General features: G+C 63.2%; 13 protein-coding genes and 1 pseudogene. 5 read left to right on the forward strand and 9 right to left on the reverse strand.

Annotated features, from left to right (window positions below; genetic code table 11):
• Positions 1-42: 42 nt before the first annotated feature.
• Both ACTJKE_RS16940 and ACTJKE_RS16945 read left to right on the forward strand, forming a co-directional pair.
• Positions 43-1635 carry an LTA synthase family protein gene (locus ACTJKE_RS16940; RefSeq protein WP_093231877.1) on the forward strand — a complete coding sequence of 531 codons (1593 nt, stop codon included), beginning with the start codon at positions 43-45 and terminating at the stop codon, positions 1633-1635.
• A gap of 28 nt (positions 1636-1663) precedes the next feature.
• Positions 1664-2974 (forward strand): capsule biosynthesis protein, encoded by a 1311-nt coding sequence (locus tag ACTJKE_RS16945; protein WP_058329029.1) that lies wholly within the window; start codon positions 1664-1666, stop codon positions 2972-2974.
• Positions 2975-3011: 37 nt separating this feature from the next.
• Here the strand turns inward: ACTJKE_RS16945 and ACTJKE_RS16950 are convergent.
• Positions 3012-4172, reverse strand: a pseudogene (locus tag ACTJKE_RS16950) (MFS transporter); the annotation flags it as partial.
• A gap of 48 nt (positions 4173-4220) precedes the next feature.
• Here ACTJKE_RS16950 and ACTJKE_RS16955 point away from each other — a divergent pair.
• Positions 4221-4745 carry an Lrp/AsnC family transcriptional regulator gene (locus tag ACTJKE_RS16955; protein WP_057248156.1) on the forward strand — a complete coding sequence of 175 codons (525 nt, stop codon included), beginning with the start codon at positions 4221-4223 and terminating at the stop codon, positions 4743-4745.
• Positions 4746-4777: 32 nt separating this feature from the next.
• Here ACTJKE_RS16955 and ACTJKE_RS16960 read toward each other — a convergent pair whose 3' ends face one another.
• The 8 genes from ACTJKE_RS16960 to ACTJKE_RS16995 form a co-directional block, all read right to left on the reverse strand.
• On the reverse strand, positions 4778-5788 hold the full coding sequence (locus tag ACTJKE_RS16960; RefSeq protein WP_057248155.1) for a KpsF/GutQ family sugar-phosphate isomerase: 1011 nt from the start codon (positions 5786-5788) through the stop codon (positions 4778-4780).
• A 145-nt stretch (positions 5789-5933) separates the two neighbouring features.
• Complete coding sequence (locus tag ACTJKE_RS16965) at positions 5934-6389, reverse strand: RrF2 family transcriptional regulator (protein WP_057248154.1); 456 nt, start codon at positions 6387-6389, stop codon at positions 5934-5936.
• Between the two features lie 212 nt (positions 6390-6601).
• Entirely contained in the window at positions 6602-6814 is a 213-nt protein-coding gene (locus tag ACTJKE_RS16970) for a hypothetical protein (RefSeq protein WP_057248153.1), read from the reverse strand.
• A gap of 510 nt (positions 6815-7324) precedes the next feature.
• A complete protein-coding gene (gene secD / locus ACTJKE_RS16975) occupies positions 7325-9862 on the reverse strand; it encodes a protein translocase subunit SecD (protein WP_057248152.1) in 2538 nt (845 codons plus the stop codon).
• 112 nt (positions 9863-9974) lie between these two features.
• The gene (locus tag ACTJKE_RS16980; RefSeq protein ID WP_245296243.1) at positions 9975-10382 is read right to left on the reverse strand and encodes a hypothetical protein; all 408 of its coding nucleotides are present in this window, start codon (positions 10380-10382) and stop codon (positions 9975-9977) included.
• 183 nt (positions 10383-10565) lie between these two features.
• Positions 10566-12173: a 5-guanidino-2-oxopentanoate decarboxylase gene (locus ACTJKE_RS16985; RefSeq protein ID WP_057248150.1), complete on the reverse strand. Its 1608-nt coding sequence runs from the start codon at positions 12171-12173 to the stop codon at positions 10566-10568.
• Positions 12170-13360, reverse strand: a complete 1191-nt coding sequence (locus ACTJKE_RS16990) for a pyridoxal phosphate-dependent aminotransferase (protein WP_057248149.1) — start codon at positions 13358-13360, stop codon at positions 12170-12172. Before ACTJKE_RS16990 ends, ACTJKE_RS16985 begins: the two co-directional genes overlap by 4 nt.
• Positions 13361-13377: 17 nt before the next feature.
• Complete coding sequence (locus tag ACTJKE_RS16995; RefSeq protein ID WP_057248148.1) at positions 13378-14001, reverse strand: TetR/AcrR family transcriptional regulator; 624 nt, start codon at positions 13999-14001, stop codon at positions 13378-13380.
• A gap of 272 nt (positions 14002-14273) precedes the next feature.
• On the opposite strand from ACTJKE_RS16995, the gene ACTJKE_RS17000 reads away from it, so the two are divergent.
• A complete protein-coding gene (locus ACTJKE_RS17000; protein WP_057248147.1) occupies positions 14274-15047 on the forward strand; it encodes an ABC transporter ATP-binding protein in 774 nt (257 codons plus the stop codon).
• A gap of 36 nt (positions 15048-15083) precedes the next feature.
• Positions 15084-15866 (forward strand): transporter substrate-binding domain-containing protein, encoded by a 783-nt coding sequence (locus ACTJKE_RS17005; RefSeq protein ID WP_058329032.1) that lies wholly within the window; start codon positions 15084-15086, stop codon positions 15864-15866.
• Positions 15867-15950 lie beyond the last annotated feature (84 nt).

Genomic DNA, 15950 nt, shown 5'->3' on the forward strand with positions numbered 1-15950 from the left:
ATCAAGCGGCGTCGGCCGGCATGAAGACATGAAGGTTTCCGCTTGGCGTTGCTTCCCTTTCAGCTGCACGACTACCCAAGAACACTGACGCTCTGTTGTTACGTGCTCTCCTGTGCGGTGATCTTCTTTACCGATCGCTTTGCCCTGCCGAAGCGGGAGCGGCGCGCCCATCCCTCGCCCTTCGGGCGGACGCAGGATGTCGTCGATGCGGTTGCCCGCCTGCCGGTCATCGCGCTGGTCTTTGCAGGATTCTTCGCCGGCTCCTGGCGGCCGCTTTATGCCGCAGCCGGCACGATGAGCTTCTTCATCATCTTCACCGGCATTTCCCGCGCCAAGTTCAAGTTCATCCGCGAGCCGCTGATCTTTTCGGATATCGCGCTCGTCGTCGACGTCTTCAAGTACAAGACGATTTTCTATGCGAGTTCTTTAAACGTCGTCTTCTGGACCGTCGCCTTCCTCTATGTCTTCGGCGTGTCCGGCCTTTACATGTATTTCGAGCCGGCCATCCTGCCCGATCGCGGCAAGGCGTTCTGGATCCTGTTGATGCTCGGGATCGCCTACGGACCCTGGCTTCTGCTGTTCTACGGCCCGGTGAACCGCCCGACGGCGGCGCTGGTGCAAAGGCTGCTGAAAACACTCGACGTCAAGGTGAACACGGTGCGCTTCGGCACCTTCGGCTCGGTCGTGTTCCGCTTCATCGTCTGGCTCGGCGTGCGGCGTGAAAAGATCGTCGCGGAACTCTCCGAGATCGTCCGGGCCGCCGTGCATGATCTGATCGGCGACGACGGCTCGCCGCTGATCGTCGTCTGGCAATCGGAATCCTTCATCGACATGCGGCACTTCGGCGTCGATACGCTTGACATGCCGACCTTGGATCGGCTGCGGCGCGAGGCGGTGCAATGGGGTCGCCTCAGCAGCGTCTTCGAAGGCGGCTATACGCTGCGCACGGAATTCGCGGTCATCAGCGGCCTGGTGCCTGACGACATCCACGTCGACGCCAGCTACCCCTATCTCAGGGCCTCGCACTATGCCGACGTGGTCTGGCCGGGAAAGATGAAGCGCGCCGGCTGGAACACGCATTTCATCCATCCCTATGACCGCACCTTCTTTCTCCGGCACAAGGCGATGCCGCAACTCGGCTTTTCCAAGCTGACCATGCTCGACGGCTTCGACCATCGCCCCGAAAGAGACGGCCCCTACGTCTCCGACGAGAAACTTGCGGCAAAAGTGATCGACGCATGCGAGAAGCTGCCGGAGGATGAAAACGGCTTCATCTTCGTTGCCTCCATGGCCAATCACGGTCCGTGGGAGCCGGGTCGCGTCGGTGATCTCACCAATCCCGTCGACATCTATCTGGCCATTCTCGAACAATCCGATGCGGCGCTGAACATGCTGAGCGAACGACTCGACAAGCTGGACCGCCCGGTCTGGCTCGTCTTCTACGGCGACCATGCGCCGCTGCTCAAATCCTTTGCCGATCCCTTCCCCGACCCGCGAACCGACTACCTGATCGTACCGCTTGCCAAGGCCAAGTCGTCTTCCCACAAGCCGGTGGAACCGAGTAATGTCGAAGCCTGGAACTTGATCGAGGCCCTGCTCAACCACGCCAACCTCAGAAAGGATACGCTGCGGTAGCAGCAGTGGACGGATGGAGAACGCTTCGATGACATCGACCGGGGCGGTCGATCGGCCAAGGCGACGGGTGTTCCTGTTCCTGCAAGGCCCTTCGTCGCCGATCTTCCGCAAGATCGCCGATCGGCTCGAAGCCATTGGCCACACCTGCCTGAGGATCAACCTCAATGTCGGCGACCAGATCATCTGGGGCCGCAAGGGTGCCTATAATTATCGCGGCACTGCAGCCGATTGGCCAGCCTATATCGAGGCCTTCATCGCGCGCCATGGCGTCACCGACATGCTGCTGCTCGGCGAGGAACGCGCCTACCACCAGGCAGCCACCACGGTCGCGCGGCGCAAGGGTGTCGCAGTCGCCATCGTCGAGATGGGGTATCTTCGGCCGGACTGGCTGACGCTCGAGCGCAACGGCATGTCCTCGAACTCACATTTCCCGTCCGATCCCGCGCAAATCCTTGCGGCGGCAGCGGGCGTCCCGGAACCGGACTGGCGCAAGCACTACAGCCAGACGTTCCTCGCCGATGCGAGCTATGACCTGCTCTACAATCTGCCGAACGTCTTTCTCTGGTTCCTCTTCCCACACTATCAGCGCCACGCGATCTTTCATCCGCTCGCCGAATATGCGGGCTGGGTCCGCCGGCTCCTGTCCGAAAAGCGGCGCAACTCGGAAGCCGAGGCGACCGTTGCCAAACTGCTTTCGCAGGACGCGCCCTATTTCGTCTATCCGCTGCAGCTCGAAACCGATTTCCAGCTCAGGGCCCACTCGCCTTTCCATAGCCAGAGGCAAGCGATTGCCGAAGTGCTGGCTTCCTTCGCCGCCTTTGCGGCGCGCGACGCGCGCCTCGTCTTCAAGGTGCATCCGCTCGACAATGATCTGATCCCCTGGCGCAGAATCATCGACGAACGAGCGGCAGCGCTGGGGCTTCGCGGGCGCGTCTTCTATCTCGATGGCGGCAACCTCGATACGCTTGGAGAGGCAAGCGCAGGCATGGTCACGGTCAACTCGACGGCCGGTCTGCATGCATTGAAGCAGGGGCGACCGGTGAAGGTGCTTGGCACGGCCTTGTTCGACATCGCCGGACTGACCGACCAGCAGCCGCTCGACGATTTCTGGCGTGCGCCGCAGGCGCCAGATCCGGATCTGGCGAACGCAATGTTCCGCTTGCTCGCCGCCTCGATCCAGGTACGCGGAAATCTTTATTCGCGCGCCGGAAGCGATGCCGGCGCCGAGTCGATCGCCAAGCGGCTGAGTGAGAACAGCCTCAACCAGCCAGGCGCCTTCGTGGACCCGCCACCACGCCGCAAGCCGCAAAAGCGGCCGAGGATCGCCTCCTCCGCGTGACGACGACTGACGTAACAGCGGGTCTGTTAAGCCAGACTACCGCCGCGNCGAAGGCCGCCAGGAGCATCAGGCCTGCCGCTGCCAAAGGCAGCACAAAGAAGGCTGCCCGGGCATAGGCTGCACCGAACCCGATCGTGCCGACAAAGAGCGCGATATAGGTGACGCCGCTGTTCAGCCCCATGATCGCGCCGCGCTTGGCGGGGTCGAGGCCGGTGAGCCGCATGATCAGCACATTCAGCCCGAAATGGTTGGCAAGCCCCCAAAGGAAGACGACGGCCAGCATGGCAGCGTAGGAGCCGCTCGCCACAGCCATGGCAACGTAGACGCCCGCGACCGCCAGGAAGATCAGCGGCAACAACCGGGCGGCGCCGAAACGATCGATCAGGCGGTCAAGAAAAGCGGCGGCGCCGAAACCGAATCCATAGGAAACGGCGATGAGACCGTTGGCGGTGACAGGCAGGCCGAGTGCGGCATGCAGGTGCTCGCCGATATAGGCATAGACGCCGTAGAAGGCGGCCATGAAGGCGGCGCAGGCGATCAAGAGCGGTGCGACGCCGGGAACACTCAATGCCGCCAGCGGTGATGTCGCTGTACCGGTGGCGCCTTCCTGCGCCGGCGCAAACTTGACCGCAGTGCAGGCGATCAACGTGGCGGCGGCGACAATGACATAGACCGTGCGCCAACCGGCAAAATCAGCGATCGCTGCCGATAGCGGCACGCCCGCCACCATGCTGAGCGTCCAGCCGGTCAGCACCAGGCCGATCGTCTCGCTCTCGCGTCCGGCCGGCGCAATGACCGAGGCCAGCGTATAGATCGAGGGAAGCGCAATGCCCGCGGCCAGACCGACGACGAGCTGGGCGGCAACCAGGAACGCAAGCGATGGCGCGAGCGCACTGCCGCCGAGCCCTGCAGCCAGAAGCAAGAGAGCCGCAGCCAACATGCGGCGCGGACCATGGCGATCGATGAAGCGGCCAAGGAAAACGGCGCTGACGGCCGTGCCCAGGCCAAAGATGGCAGAGGCCGTCATGACGGCGGGAACGTTGGCGCCAAGGCTTCGCGCCACCTCCGGCGCGATCGGCCCGAGGGCGAGGGAGTTGGAGCCGATGACGCCGATGCAGATGGTGAGCAGGTAGGCGAAGGGCGGGATACGTGCCCTGTCGACTGAACCGCTGGAAATGGATTGATTGATGTTCGTCATTGTCTCATGTTTGCAGAATGAAATTCAGCAGCAAGAGGAAACATCGGAATGGATCAAAATACAGATGACGTTCGGCGGAAGCGTCCACCGGAGCGCGACCTCGACGCGATGGACCGAAAACTATTAGGCGTGCTGGTCGAGGATGCGACGACGAGCTATGTCGAACTCGGTGAACGGGTCGGGCTTTCGCCACCGGCGGCGCATGAGCGTGTGAAGCGGCTCAGGCGATCAGGGGCGATCCGCCGCGTGGCAGCGCTGATCGATCCCGAGGCCGTCGGCAAGACGTTGCTCGCCTTCGTCCATGTCGACACGACCGGCTGGGGAAAGACACAGGCGCTGCTTGCCATCGAGGAATGCCCCGAGGTGGAGGAGATCCACTCGGTCGCGGGCGATACCTGCATGCTGCTCAAAGTCCGCACGGAAAGCACCCATGCGCTGGAGGGGCTGCTGGCGCGCCTCTACGACACGCCCGGCGTCAAGGCGACGCGCAGCTATGTGGTGCTTTCAACCTATCTGGAACGGCCGGTGCAGCCGGGCACGACGGGCGACTGGCCCGCCGTGGTCAAGGGTTAGGCAGCTTTCGCGAGGTGTACTACCCCTAGCCCTCAGACGACGCCGGCGCGCAGCAGGTCGTGAATGTGCAGGATGCTGACCGGTGCTCCGCCATCGCCGACGACGAACAGCACCGTTACCTTGTGCTGCTGCATGAATTCCATGGCGCCACTCGCGAGCACGTCGCCACGGATCACCCGCGGATTGCGCGACATCACCGCCTCGACCGGTTGCTGGAGCAGATCGCCCGACATGTGGCGGCGCAGGTCGCCATCGGTGATCACACCGACAAGCTTGCCGGTGTCATCGACGATGCCGACGACGCCGAAACCCTTCGACGACATTTCGATGAGGGCCTCGCTCATCGGCCGCCCCGTCTGGAGCAGCGGCATCTGGGCGCCCTCATGCGCCAGCTCGCGGACCAGCCGCAACTGCGCACCGAGCTTGCCACCGGGGTGGAATGTCTTGAAATCTTCGGCCGAAAAGCCGCGCCGTTCCAGAAGCGCGATCGCCACCGCGTCGCCGACGGCGAGCTGCAGCATTGCGGATGTCGTCGGCGCGAGGCCGTGCGGGCAGGCTTCCTGCACCTTGGGCAGTACGATCGGCACTTCGGAATTCCGCGCCAGCACGCTGTCGCGGTTGGCACAGATCGAGACGATCGGCACGTTGAAGCGCTTGGCATAGGTGAGCATGTTGGCGAGCTCGGCCGTCTCCCCCGACCACGAGAGCAGGATCAGCACGTCCTGCGAGGTGACCATGCCAAGGTCGCCGTGGCTCGCTTCGGTCGGATGCACGAAATAGGCCGAGGTGCCGGTCGATGCTAGGGTCGCAGCGATCTTGCGGCCGATATGGCCGCTCTTGCCGACGCCGGAGACGACGACACGCCCCTGGCTCTCGCCGATCAACTCGACTGCATCGACGACACTGCGGGCAAAAGCTTCGTCGGAGCCAAGGTGGTCAGTCAGCGCCTTGATGCCGACCATTGCAGTCGTCAGCGTCCGGCCGATCGACTCCAAAGCCGCAACCGCGGTGCGCTCATGCGCAGATGCTTGTCTCAAACCCATGATGACCCCGATCTTACGAAGACTTAAGTGGCAGGCTGCAACGCTGCCCGCCAGACCATTGACGGCAGATAAGCGCTTTTTCTTGGCAAACCAAGCCTTGGAAGCAGACTTCGGGGGAAAACTGGCGCGATCGGCGGCGTTTTCGTCAGCCGGCCCGCATTTCTTCGACAGTTTCGAGCGGCATCGACTTGTCGGCGGCGAACTCTTCAAGCGTCATCGAGTCGAGGATCGCAGCAACGGCGTCGCGCACCGTGGTCATCGATACCCGCACCTGACAGGTCTCGGGATCGTTGCAGTCCTCGCAGACCTCATAGGCCGTGCGGCTGGCACAGCGGATCGGCGCCAACGGCCCATCCAGCGTGCGGATCACATGGCCGATGCGAATTTCGGCAGCGGGCCGCGATAGCGAATAACCGCCGCCCGGGCCCTTCTTCGAGCGCAGCATGCCGGCGTTGCGCAGTTCGAGCAGGATCGTGTCCAGGAACTTCTTCGGGATATTGTTGCGCTGGGCGATTTCGGTGATGAAGGCGGTCTCCCCCGGCTCCAGCCGTGCAAGATCGACCAAAGCCTTCAGACCGTATTTTCCCTTCTTCGTCAGCATTCCGGCACGCTTTCCCTGCGGCTCCCGATACGGGAATCATCCGCGCAAATGCAAATACATCTTGGCATAGCACAAGAAACGTACTGCCAACATATAATTATAGTGGAGAATTGGCCGAAGTCGCGGCCACGCTTGCAGCGGAAGCAACGACGATTTTCAGAAGTATCGGGCGGATGCGGGAGAAAAGCCGAAAACGACCTTTCTCACCCGCTTCATGCGGCTGCGCTGTGACCCCGCCGCTTCGCCGACACGGCCTGGTGGGCCAGCAGCTGGCGGATCGCGGCACGTGCTTCCTCGGCCGAGCCGAAGCGCTTCGCGTCCAGATCCCAGACGTGATACTTCACCGCCACGAACTTGAAGCGATCTTCATCCGGGACGACCACACCGACGGCTTCGCCGCCAAATTCGATAACTTGCTTGCTCATACAAATAACGCTCCTTCCACGCCGGAGGCGCGGAGACTTTCAATTTCGGCAAAAGATAAAGTTCGAGGGGTTCGACGGTCACATTCGGCAGAGATTGCGAATGTGACGTTTCTCTGTTGCGCGACAAAGGAGACGCGTGCCGAAGAAGGCGGCGGTCGAGACGTTTCCGAACATGTCACTCTCCTTTGGCTGGCCCGGCATCAGCATGCCGGTGCGTTTGATGAACAACCGTGAGGCGGACTCCCCGCGTCACGTATTGGCAAACTAGAATAATCTACCAATTCCGTCAATTAAAAAGATGAAGATGCGAAAAATAATTCTCACCCTTCAAATCTTAGGGGGACGCGGACGCAAAATCCGTTCTCCCGCCCCGGAACCGGAGACCCTCGCTATCTAGGTAGCGAAGAATCAGTCTGCAAGGCACGAGGGGGATAAAGACAGCACATTCGGACAAAAAAGGGGCGGCCCGCCGGGCCGCCCCTTCACGTTTTGTATCCCGGGACCGCCGGATCACGCCGCCGGCGTGCCCGCCTGAGGCGTGGTGCTCGAACGAGACGCTTCGCGATCTTTCCACCAACGGTTCAGGAAGAGCAGGATCGGTCCGCCGATATAGATCGACGACGTGGTCGCAACGATCACGCCGAAAATCATCGGCCAGGCGAAGCTCTTGACCGCGTCGCCACCCCAGATCGCCATCGGCACCAGCGACAGGGCCGTCGCCATCGAGGTGAAGATGCATCGCGCGATCACCTGGTTGATGCTCATGTCGATCAGGTCGGAGAACGGCATCGACTTATACTTGCGGAGGTTCTCGCGCATGCGGTCATAAACCACGACCTTGTCGTTGACCGAGTAGCCGATCATCGTCAGCAGCGCGGCGATGGCCGTCAGGTTGAAGTCGATGCCCGTGAGCGCGAAGAAGCCGATCGTCTTGGTGATGTCCAGCAATAGAACTGCGATCGCGCCGACGGCGAAGTGCCATTCGAAGCGGAACCAAATGTAGAGCAGGATCGCCACCATCGCGAGACCGACGGCGAGGAAGCCCGAACGGGCAAGTTCGGTGCTGACGGTCGGACCGACGACCTCGGTACGCTCGAAGGTCGCATCGGAGATTGTCTGGACTACGGTGTCCTTGATGCGGTTCAGTGCCGCCGTCTGCTCCTGCTCGCCGCCCGGCTGACGCTGAACACGGATCAGAACCGACTTGTCCTGGCCGAATTCCTGCAGCGCCACTTCGCCGATGTTGAGCGCTTCGAGGTTATGGCGCAGCGTCGGAAGATCGAGCGTGTTCTTCGAGGTGGTTTCGACCTGGATACCGCCGACGAAGTCGATGCCGTAGTTGAGGCCAGGTGTGAAGAACAGCACCACGGAGCTTATCGACAGGAAGGCAGACATGCCGATGGCGACGAAGCGGCCCTTCATGAAGGAGAAGGACGGAAGCTTCGGAACCTTGCCGAAGAGCGACGGAATTTCGAGCTTCTTCATCTTCCGGCGAACGACGACCTCACGCATCATCAGGCGTACGACGGTGATCGACGTGAACATCGAGATGATGATGCCGAGCATCATGGTGACCGCGAAGCCCTTCACCGGGCCGGAGCCGAAGGCGAACAGCAGCACGGTGCCCGAAAGCGTCGTGACGTTGGAGTCGATGATGGTTGCGTAGGCCTTGTTGAAGCCGATATCGAGCGCCTTCATCGCGCCGGCGCCGCCTTCCGTCTCTTCGCGAATACGCGCGTTGATCAGGATGTTGGCGTCCACCGCCATGCCGATGCCGAGAATGATACCGGCGATGCCGGGCAACGTCAGCGTCGAGCCGAGCATGGCCAACAGCGCGATCGTCAGGATCGTGTGCAGCACCAGGCCGACATTGGCGATCATGCCCCATGCGCCGTAGAGCACGACCATGAGGGTAACCACGAGGGCGAAGCCGGCAAGGCCGGTATAGATGCCCATGCGGATGGAATCCGAGCCGAGGTTCGGGCCGACCGAGCGTTCTTCGATGACAGTCAGCGGTGCAGGCAGCGCGCCCGAGCGCAGGAGCGCTGACAGAACGGTTGCTTCCTGCGCGGTGAAATTGCCGCTGATCTGGCCATTGCCACCGATGATCGGCTCGCGGATGACCGGTGCCGTCAGAACCTTGCCGTCAAGCACGATCGCAAAGGGCCGGCCGACGGCGGCCTGGGTAATTTCCGCGAACTGGCGGGCACCCAGGGAGTCGAAGGTGAAGGAAACGATCGGCTCGTTGGTGCGCTGATCGAAGCCGGCCTTGGCATCGGCCAGCCGCTCGCCCGAAATCGCAACGCGACTTTCGACCGCATATTTGTTGTTGTCGTGCGCACCCGGCAGGATGTCGACGCCACGTGGTGCCGGCTGATTGGGATCCACAGTCTGGTCGACCATGTGGAAGCTCATCTGGGCTGTGGAGCCGAGAAGCTGGCGCAGTGCCGTCGGATCCTCGAGGCCTGGAAGCTGGACGAGGATGCGGTCGGAGCCGACGCGCTGGATCAGCGGCTCGGCAACACCGACGGTATCGACGCGCTGACGAATGATTTCCAGGCTCTGCTCAACCGCCTTGGTGGTGCGGTCGGCGAGGCCGGCCTCGGTCATGGCGACCGTGATGGTGTCGCCATCCTCGGTGACCGCGATATCGGAAGCCGAGCCGCCAAAGCCGAGCGTGCCAACCGGGGCAGCCAACTCTTTAAGCTTCGGCAGAACCTTCTCGCGGTCGGCAGCGTCTTCGATCTTGACCGTCACGGTGTCGCCGGCGATGCGGGCAGACGAAGCCGGAACGCGTTCGGCGCGCAGCGCCCGACGCGTATCGTCGAGCAAGGTTTCGAGGCGGGCCTTGCGCAGGCCGGCGGCGTCGACTTCGAGGACGAGGTGCGAACCGCCCTTGAGGTCGAGGCCGAGCGTCACCGGCTTGACCGGCAGCCAGGCGGCGAATTGTTCACGCTGTGCTGGCGTCAGCACGTTGGGAAGCGCCGCGACGCATCCGAAGATGATCACGGCGACATAGACGAGAATCGCCCATTTCGATGTACGCATGTTGTGGTTCCAGAAGAGCCTGCACGGGCGCGGGGCGCGTCGTCAGGACTTTGTTTCATCAATGGCGGCGTAGCGGTCCAAGCCGCAAACGAGCCAGAATATGCTTGATGGATCAGGCGCGCGGGGGTGCGCGAATATGGGGCCCATGGCTCGAAGCCCCGCCGATCTGCTCTGCGACACGGCGCAGGAACCGACCGTCCGACGATTGGGGAAATTCCAGCTCCGCGGATACCGGCAGCAGCGCCGGTAACCCATCGTCGGTCGCGGACTTCGCGTCCTTGCGCTCGGCCGTGAACCGAAGGTCTGAAAGCGGTGTCGCCCGCGAGATCTGCCGGGCTGCAGGGCGATCGGTCGAGCCGGTATCGGTGACATTACCGGCCTGGGCGCCAGAGGACGAGCGGGACGGAATGCTCTGCCCAACCGAGATGACCTGCATTGCGAAGGAGGCGCAGAACAGCCACAGCACGGCGAGAAGCCGGCCGGCCTGCATATTCTTGCTGCCACCACCCAAGCGGTCCATCGAGGACGCGGTCCCTTTCCTTGGCGCCTACAAGACGCGCGGCGCTCCAGCGCCAGCGAGACGAAACTCAGCCCGAATGCCCGACCTTAACGAAAGAACGTGGCCGGATTCGAGCATGGGCGCCCTTAACACCATTGCGGGCCGGAAAAGTCAAATCCGGCCCGTTGTGCGACTGAGGCGCGGTCAGGCCGAGAGACCCGCCGTCCGCCTCTCGTGGATCTCGATGAGCGACGGGCCTTTGCGCTCTGCGGCTGCGGCAAGCGCCTGCGCCAGATCGGCAACCGCGGTGAGCCGCTGCCCCTCGACCCCATAGGCCTTGGCCGCCATCAGGAAGTCCGGCGCCGAGGGCCTGACCCCTTCAGGGGTAACGCCGGCGTCGACCATGTAGGACTCGATCTCCTGGTAGCCGTCATTGTTCCAGACGAGGAAGATCACCTTCGCCTGCGCATCCACCGCGGACCCGATCTCGGCCAGCGAGAACTGGAAGCCGCCGTCGCCGACAAGGCACACGACCGGACGCGACGGATCGGCAACGGCAGCGCCCACGGCCGCCGGCGGGGCGTAGCCGAGCGAGCCGTAGCCGGTCGCGGAATTGAACCAGCTGCGCTGGCGCGGCGCATCGCAATAGAGATTGCCGGCATAGACGGCCTGGGTCGAGTCACCGACAACGGTGCAGTCCGGCAACGTCCTGTAGACCGTGTCGATGATGCCGATCTCGGCCTTCATCTTCGGCGTCAGTTCCTTCAGCGCTGCCCGTCGCGCGGTTTCGGCGCGCCCCACTCCATCCTTCGCGGTGTGGCCGGGCAGGAAGGCGAGGATGCCTGCCGTGGCCGCCTTGGCGCCGGAGAGAATGGAAAGGGCTGCATGCGGCCCGCGCGCGAGCTGCGCTGAGTCAATGTCGGTGCGGATGAGATTGCGCAAGGCCGGGAAACCGCCATCGGCATACATGTCGTAGTCCGTCTGGCCCATTTCGGTGCCGAGCGCCAGGACAAGGTCCGCTTCCTTGAGGAGCGACCGCACCGCCTTCAGGCTGGGGCTTGCGGGAACGCGCAAGGGGTTGCCGGCGAGCATGCCGCGGGCGTTGACCGTGGTGACGACAGGCGCGCCGATCTTCTCGGCAAGCGCCGTCACTTCGGCTTCCGCCGTCAACGCGCCGCCGCCGCAGATGATCACCGGCCGCGAGGCGTCGGCACAGAGGATCGCTGCACGCTGCAGCGTCTCGCTGTCGGAGCGCGGGCGCGTCGCCGTCGCCGGCCGCACCGCCTGCGGCGCGATCTTCGCCGCCATCACGTCGGTCGGGATCTCGATGTGCACCGGCCCCGGCCGGCCGGAGACGAGCACCGAGAAGGCGCGGTCGACGACGAAAGGCAGGTCTTCCGGATTGAGCAGCGTGTGCGAGTAGAGCGCCAGCGTCTTCATCATGCCGTGCTGGTCGGGCAACTCATGCAAGAGCCCGCGACCGTGACCGAGCGAATCGCGGCGATTGACGCCGGAAATCACCAGCATCGGGATGGAATCCTGCCGAGCCTGCGCCATCGCCGTGATGGTGTTTGTGAGTCCCGGACCGGTGATGACGAGGGCGACACCCGGCTTGCCGCTGACCCGGGCATATCCATCGGCCATGAAGCCCGCACCCTGTTCATGGCGCGGGGTCACATGGCGGATCTTCGATGCCGCCAGCCCGCGATAAAGCTCGACCGTGTGCACCCCGGGAATGCCAAAAACCACCTCGACGCCATTGGCCTCGAGCAGATCGACCAGCACTTCTCCAACTGTTTTTTCCATCGTCATGCGCAGCGCTCCTTACGCAGGCTGGACCGCTCGGCGAGCGCAGCGATGCGACGGCAGGCCTCGTCGATGTCCCGATCAGGCACGGTCAGGCTGACGCGCAGATAGTTCTGCGCCTGATCGCCAAAGGATGATCCAGGCATGACGGCAACCCCCTCCTCTTCGAGCAGCGCCCAGGCAAACGCATCGCCGTCAAGGCCGGTTCCGGAAACGTCGATCACAATGAACATGCCGGCTTCCGGCGCGAACACCTCGATGCCGGGTGCCGCGGCAAGACCGGCTACGATCTGTGCGGCACGGGACTGATAGGACTCGCGCATCCGCCGCGCGGTATCGATGTCATGGGTCAGGGCATAGGCGGTCATGTCGGCGATGAAAGGCTGGGTGCCGAAGAGCATCGTTTCCGAAACCGGCAGCAGCCGGTTGGCAAACTCGACCGGGCCGACTGCCCAACCACTGCGGAAGCCGGGCGCGGCGTGGGACTTGGAGATCGACGAGACGACGACGGTGCGTTCGGCGAGATCCGGATTGTCGAAGGGCGAGGCAAAGACGGCGTCGAAGACAAGTTCCTCGTACACCTCATCGCAGACGATCCAGAGATCGTGACGGCGCGCGACCTCGCCGATCGCGGCGATCTCGGTCGCGGTCAGCACGGCCCCGGTCGGATTGTGCGGCGTGTTGAGCAGCAGCACCCGGCTCTCGGGTGTGATCGCCTTTTCAAGATCTTCGGCCTGCATGTGGAAGCCGAATTCCGGCTTCAGCGGCACCAGTACCGGATGGGCGCCGGTGGAGCGGATCACGCCCTCATAGGTCGCATAGAGCGGGTCGCCGACGAGCACCGCGTCGCCGGTTTCGACCAGGGCCAGCATCACGGAGAAGAGCGCCGTCTGGGTGCCGGGGAAGCACAAGACGTTCGCCGCGGTGACGTCGTCACGGCGCCGGCGATATTTTTCCGCGAGAGCAGCCACGACCGGCGGCTCGCCGCGGCCATTGGAATAGCGGTAGCGCCCGGCATTCATCGCGCGCTGGCATTCATCGAGAAGGGCGCGGTCCGGCGGAAGGTCCGGTTCGCCGATGGTCAGTTCGATGATGTCGGCGCCACTTGCCTTCAGTTGGCGGGCACGAATATGCAGCGACCATTTTCCCGAACCAAGATCGGCAAGACGTTCGGTGATGGACGCGTAGCGCATGGTGTTCTCTCCCGTTGTCATTGTTTTGCAGTTCCGATCGACGTGCCGAGCAGTGCCTCGGCCGACGACATGGCGATGGCGACCAGTTCACCCTCGCGAAAGAGGTCGCCCGCCAGGCACCCCTCCACCCAAAGACCGTCGACCAGCCCGTTGATGGCGATGGCGAACGCCCGGCAGGTTTCTGCGTCCGCCGGTTTGCCCTTCGCCGCAAGAAAATCGGCGAGCAGTTCCTGCAGTGTGTTGCGGAAGGCGAGGTAGCCTTCGCGATGGATCTCGGCGAGTACCGGATCGACACGCACCTGGCTGATGAAGGCGGCCCACAGCGAGATGCTCCGGCTGTCGGCCACCGGTTCGGTGAGGTTGATCGCGATGAAGTCCCTGAGGCGGGTTTCCGGATCACCCTCCACCTGGCTCGCCTTGTCCGTCAAGGATGCGATGACGGCGCGATAGGCCTCGGCGACCATCTGATCCTTCGATTCGAAATAGTGACGCACGAGCCCGGCGGTCACGCCGGCGCGGATCGCGATCTGCCGCACCGTCGCGCCCTTGAGCCCAAATTCGGAGATGCAATCGAGCGTCGCCTCGATCAGCTCCTGGCGGCGTTCGCCTTCCGGAGCGCGGTGAAAGCTGCGCCGGTTCATGCGGCGACCCGCTGGAACAAGTGCCCTGGCGCGGTCGACGATGGCTTCGGCCGGAACGGGGACATGGGCGGCTCCTTCGGGAAATCAAGGCTGGGGGCGGGCGTCGAAAAATCGACGATGCGTATTATTATACGCTTGAATAATAGCGACACAAGTGCAACCATGCCAATCAACAAAACCGTGACAGGCCAAAGATGCCGCGCGGGAAACGACAGGGGAACTGTTCTCATGCTGACAGAAAAAGCGCGCAGAGCCGTTGGAGCGGCGTGCCGATGACGGATGCGGCCCAGGCAATCGCGGTCACTGACCTGCACAAGCGTTTCGGGCCATTGGAAGTGCTGAAGGGTGTTTCGCTGACGGCGAAACAGGGCGACGTGATCGCCATCATCGGCGGCAGCGGCTCCGGCAAATCCACCTTCCTGCGCTGTATCAACCTTCTGGAACTCCCGTCCGCCGGCAGCGTCAGCGTGCATGGCGAGAAGATCCGGATGAAACCCGACGGCCGAGGCGGCCTCGTGCCGGAGGACCGCCGCCAAGTCCAGCGCATCCGCAGCCAGCTCGGCATGGTCTTCCAAAGCTTTAATCTCTGGCAGCACATGACCATCCTCGAAAACGTCATCGAGGCGCCGATCCACGTGCTCGGCAAGCCGAAGGCCGAAGCGGTCGCCACCGCCGAAACGCTGCTCAAGCGCGTCGGCCTCTATGAGAAGCGCGACGCTTACCCGGCCTTTCTTTCCGGCGGCCAGCAGCAGCGCGCGGCGATCGCGCGGGCGCTCGCTATCCAACCGCTGGTCATGCTCTTCGACGAGCCGACCTCGGCGCTCGATCCTGAACTCGTCGGCGAAGTGCTTTCGGTCATCGGCGATCTCGCGCGCGAGAAGCGCACGATGATCCTGGTTACCCACGAGATGAAGTTCGCGCGCGACGTCGCCAACCACATCGTCTTCCTCCACAACGGCGTGATCGAGGAACAGGGCCCGCCAGAGGCCATCTTTGGTTCGCCGAGGTCGGAAAGGCTCAAGAAGTTCATCAGTTCCATTCACTGAATTCCGGAATGCTAAACAACCAAAAAGGGGAACAGCATGAAGAAGGCATTGAAAGTCCTGGCCGTTGCGACGGCAATCGCCGTCAGCGGCGGCGTCGCCGCTTCGGCCGAAGCGCTTAAGGTCGGCGTCGCCGCCGAGCCCTATCCGCCGTTCACGGCGCCCGACGCCAGCGGCAAATGGGAAGGCTGGGAAGTCGAGTTCATGAACGCGATGTGTGCCGAGGCGAAGCTCGAATGCGTGCTGACGCCGGTCGCCTGGGACGGCATCATCCCCGCGCTGACCTCGAAGAAGATCGACATGATCATCAGCTCGATGTCGATCACCGACGAACGCCTGAAAACGATCGATTTCTCGGACAAATACTACAACACCCCGACCGGCATCATCGGCACCAAGGGCGTCGACATCAAGCCGACGCCGGAAGGTCTCAACGGCAAGGCGCTCGGCGTCCAGGTCTCGACGGTCCACCAAGCCTATGCCGCCAAGCACTTCGCGCCGGCAGGCGTCGACGTCAAGGAATACCAGACGCAGGACGAAGCCAACAACGACCTCGCCGCCGGCCGCCTCGATGCCGTCCAGGCGGACGCCATCGCGCTGAAGGCTTTCCTTGCGACCGACCAGGGCAAGGAATGCTGCGACTACAAGGGCGACGTCGCCGAAGACGTTGCCGTGATCGGCCCGGGTGTGGGCGTCGGCCTGCGCAAGGGCGAAACCGAGCTCAAGGACAAGGTCAACACTGCGATCAAGGCGATCCGTGACAACGGAACCTTTGATACGTTCTCGAAGAAGTACTTCGACTTCGACATCTACGGCGATTAAGGCGCGATCGGCCGGCGGCCCAGAGGTGCTGTGCCTTGTGTGCCTGAAAGGGGACGCGGGCGCAGCAGCCGCCGCCGGCTGGCG

Origin of the sequence: Ensifer sp. 22521, from assembly GCF_052044795.1 — a bacterium.
In the GTDB taxonomy this organism is placed as follows: Bacteria; Pseudomonadota; Alphaproteobacteria; order Rhizobiales; family Rhizobiaceae; genus Ensifer.

What these genes read in the sequence shown, in the direction of transcription:
- ACTJKE_RS16945 (WP_058329029.1), top strand. Translation starts at nt 1,664, where the DNA reads ATGACATCGACCGGGGCGGTCGATCGGCCAAGGCGACGGGTGTTCCTG.
- ACTJKE_RS16955 (WP_057248156.1), top strand. Translation starts at nt 4,221, where the DNA reads ATGGATCAAAATACAGATGACGTTCGGCGGAAGCGTCCACCGGAGCGC.
- ACTJKE_RS16960 (WP_057248155.1), bottom strand. Translation starts at nt 5,788, where the DNA reads ATGGGTTTGAGACAAGCATCTGCGCATGAGCGCACCGCGGTTGCGGCT.
- ACTJKE_RS16965 (WP_057248154.1), bottom strand. Translation starts at nt 6,389, where the DNA reads ATGCTGACGAAGAAGGGAAAATACGGTCTGAAGGCTTTGGTCGATCTT.
- ACTJKE_RS16970 (WP_057248153.1), bottom strand. Translation starts at nt 6,814, where the DNA reads ATGAGCAAGCAAGTTATCGAATTTGGCGGCGAAGCCGTCGGTGTGGTC.
- secD (WP_057248152.1), bottom strand. Translation starts at nt 9,862, where the DNA reads ATGCGTACATCGAAATGGGCGATTCTCGTCTATGTCGCCGTGATCATC.
- ACTJKE_RS16980 (WP_245296243.1), bottom strand. Translation starts at nt 10,382, where the DNA reads ATGGACCGCTTGGGTGGTGGCAGCAAGAATATGCAGGCCGGCCGGCTT.
- ACTJKE_RS16985 (WP_057248150.1), bottom strand. Translation starts at nt 12,173, where the DNA reads ATGACGATGGAAAAAACAGTTGGAGAAGTGCTGGTCGATCTGCTCGAG.
- ACTJKE_RS16990 (WP_057248149.1), bottom strand. Translation starts at nt 13,360, where the DNA reads ATGCGCTACGCGTCCATCACCGAACGTCTTGCCGATCTTGGTTCGGGA.
- ACTJKE_RS16995 (WP_057248148.1), bottom strand. Translation starts at nt 14,001, where the DNA reads ATGAACCGGCGCAGCTTTCACCGCGCTCCGGAAGGCGAACGCCGCCAG.
- ACTJKE_RS17000 (WP_057248147.1), top strand. Translation starts at nt 14,274, where the DNA reads ATGACGGATGCGGCCCAGGCAATCGCGGTCACTGACCTGCACAAGCGT.
- ACTJKE_RS17005 (WP_058329032.1), top strand. Translation starts at nt 15,084, where the DNA reads ATGAAGAAGGCATTGAAAGTCCTGGCCGTTGCGACGGCAATCGCCGTC.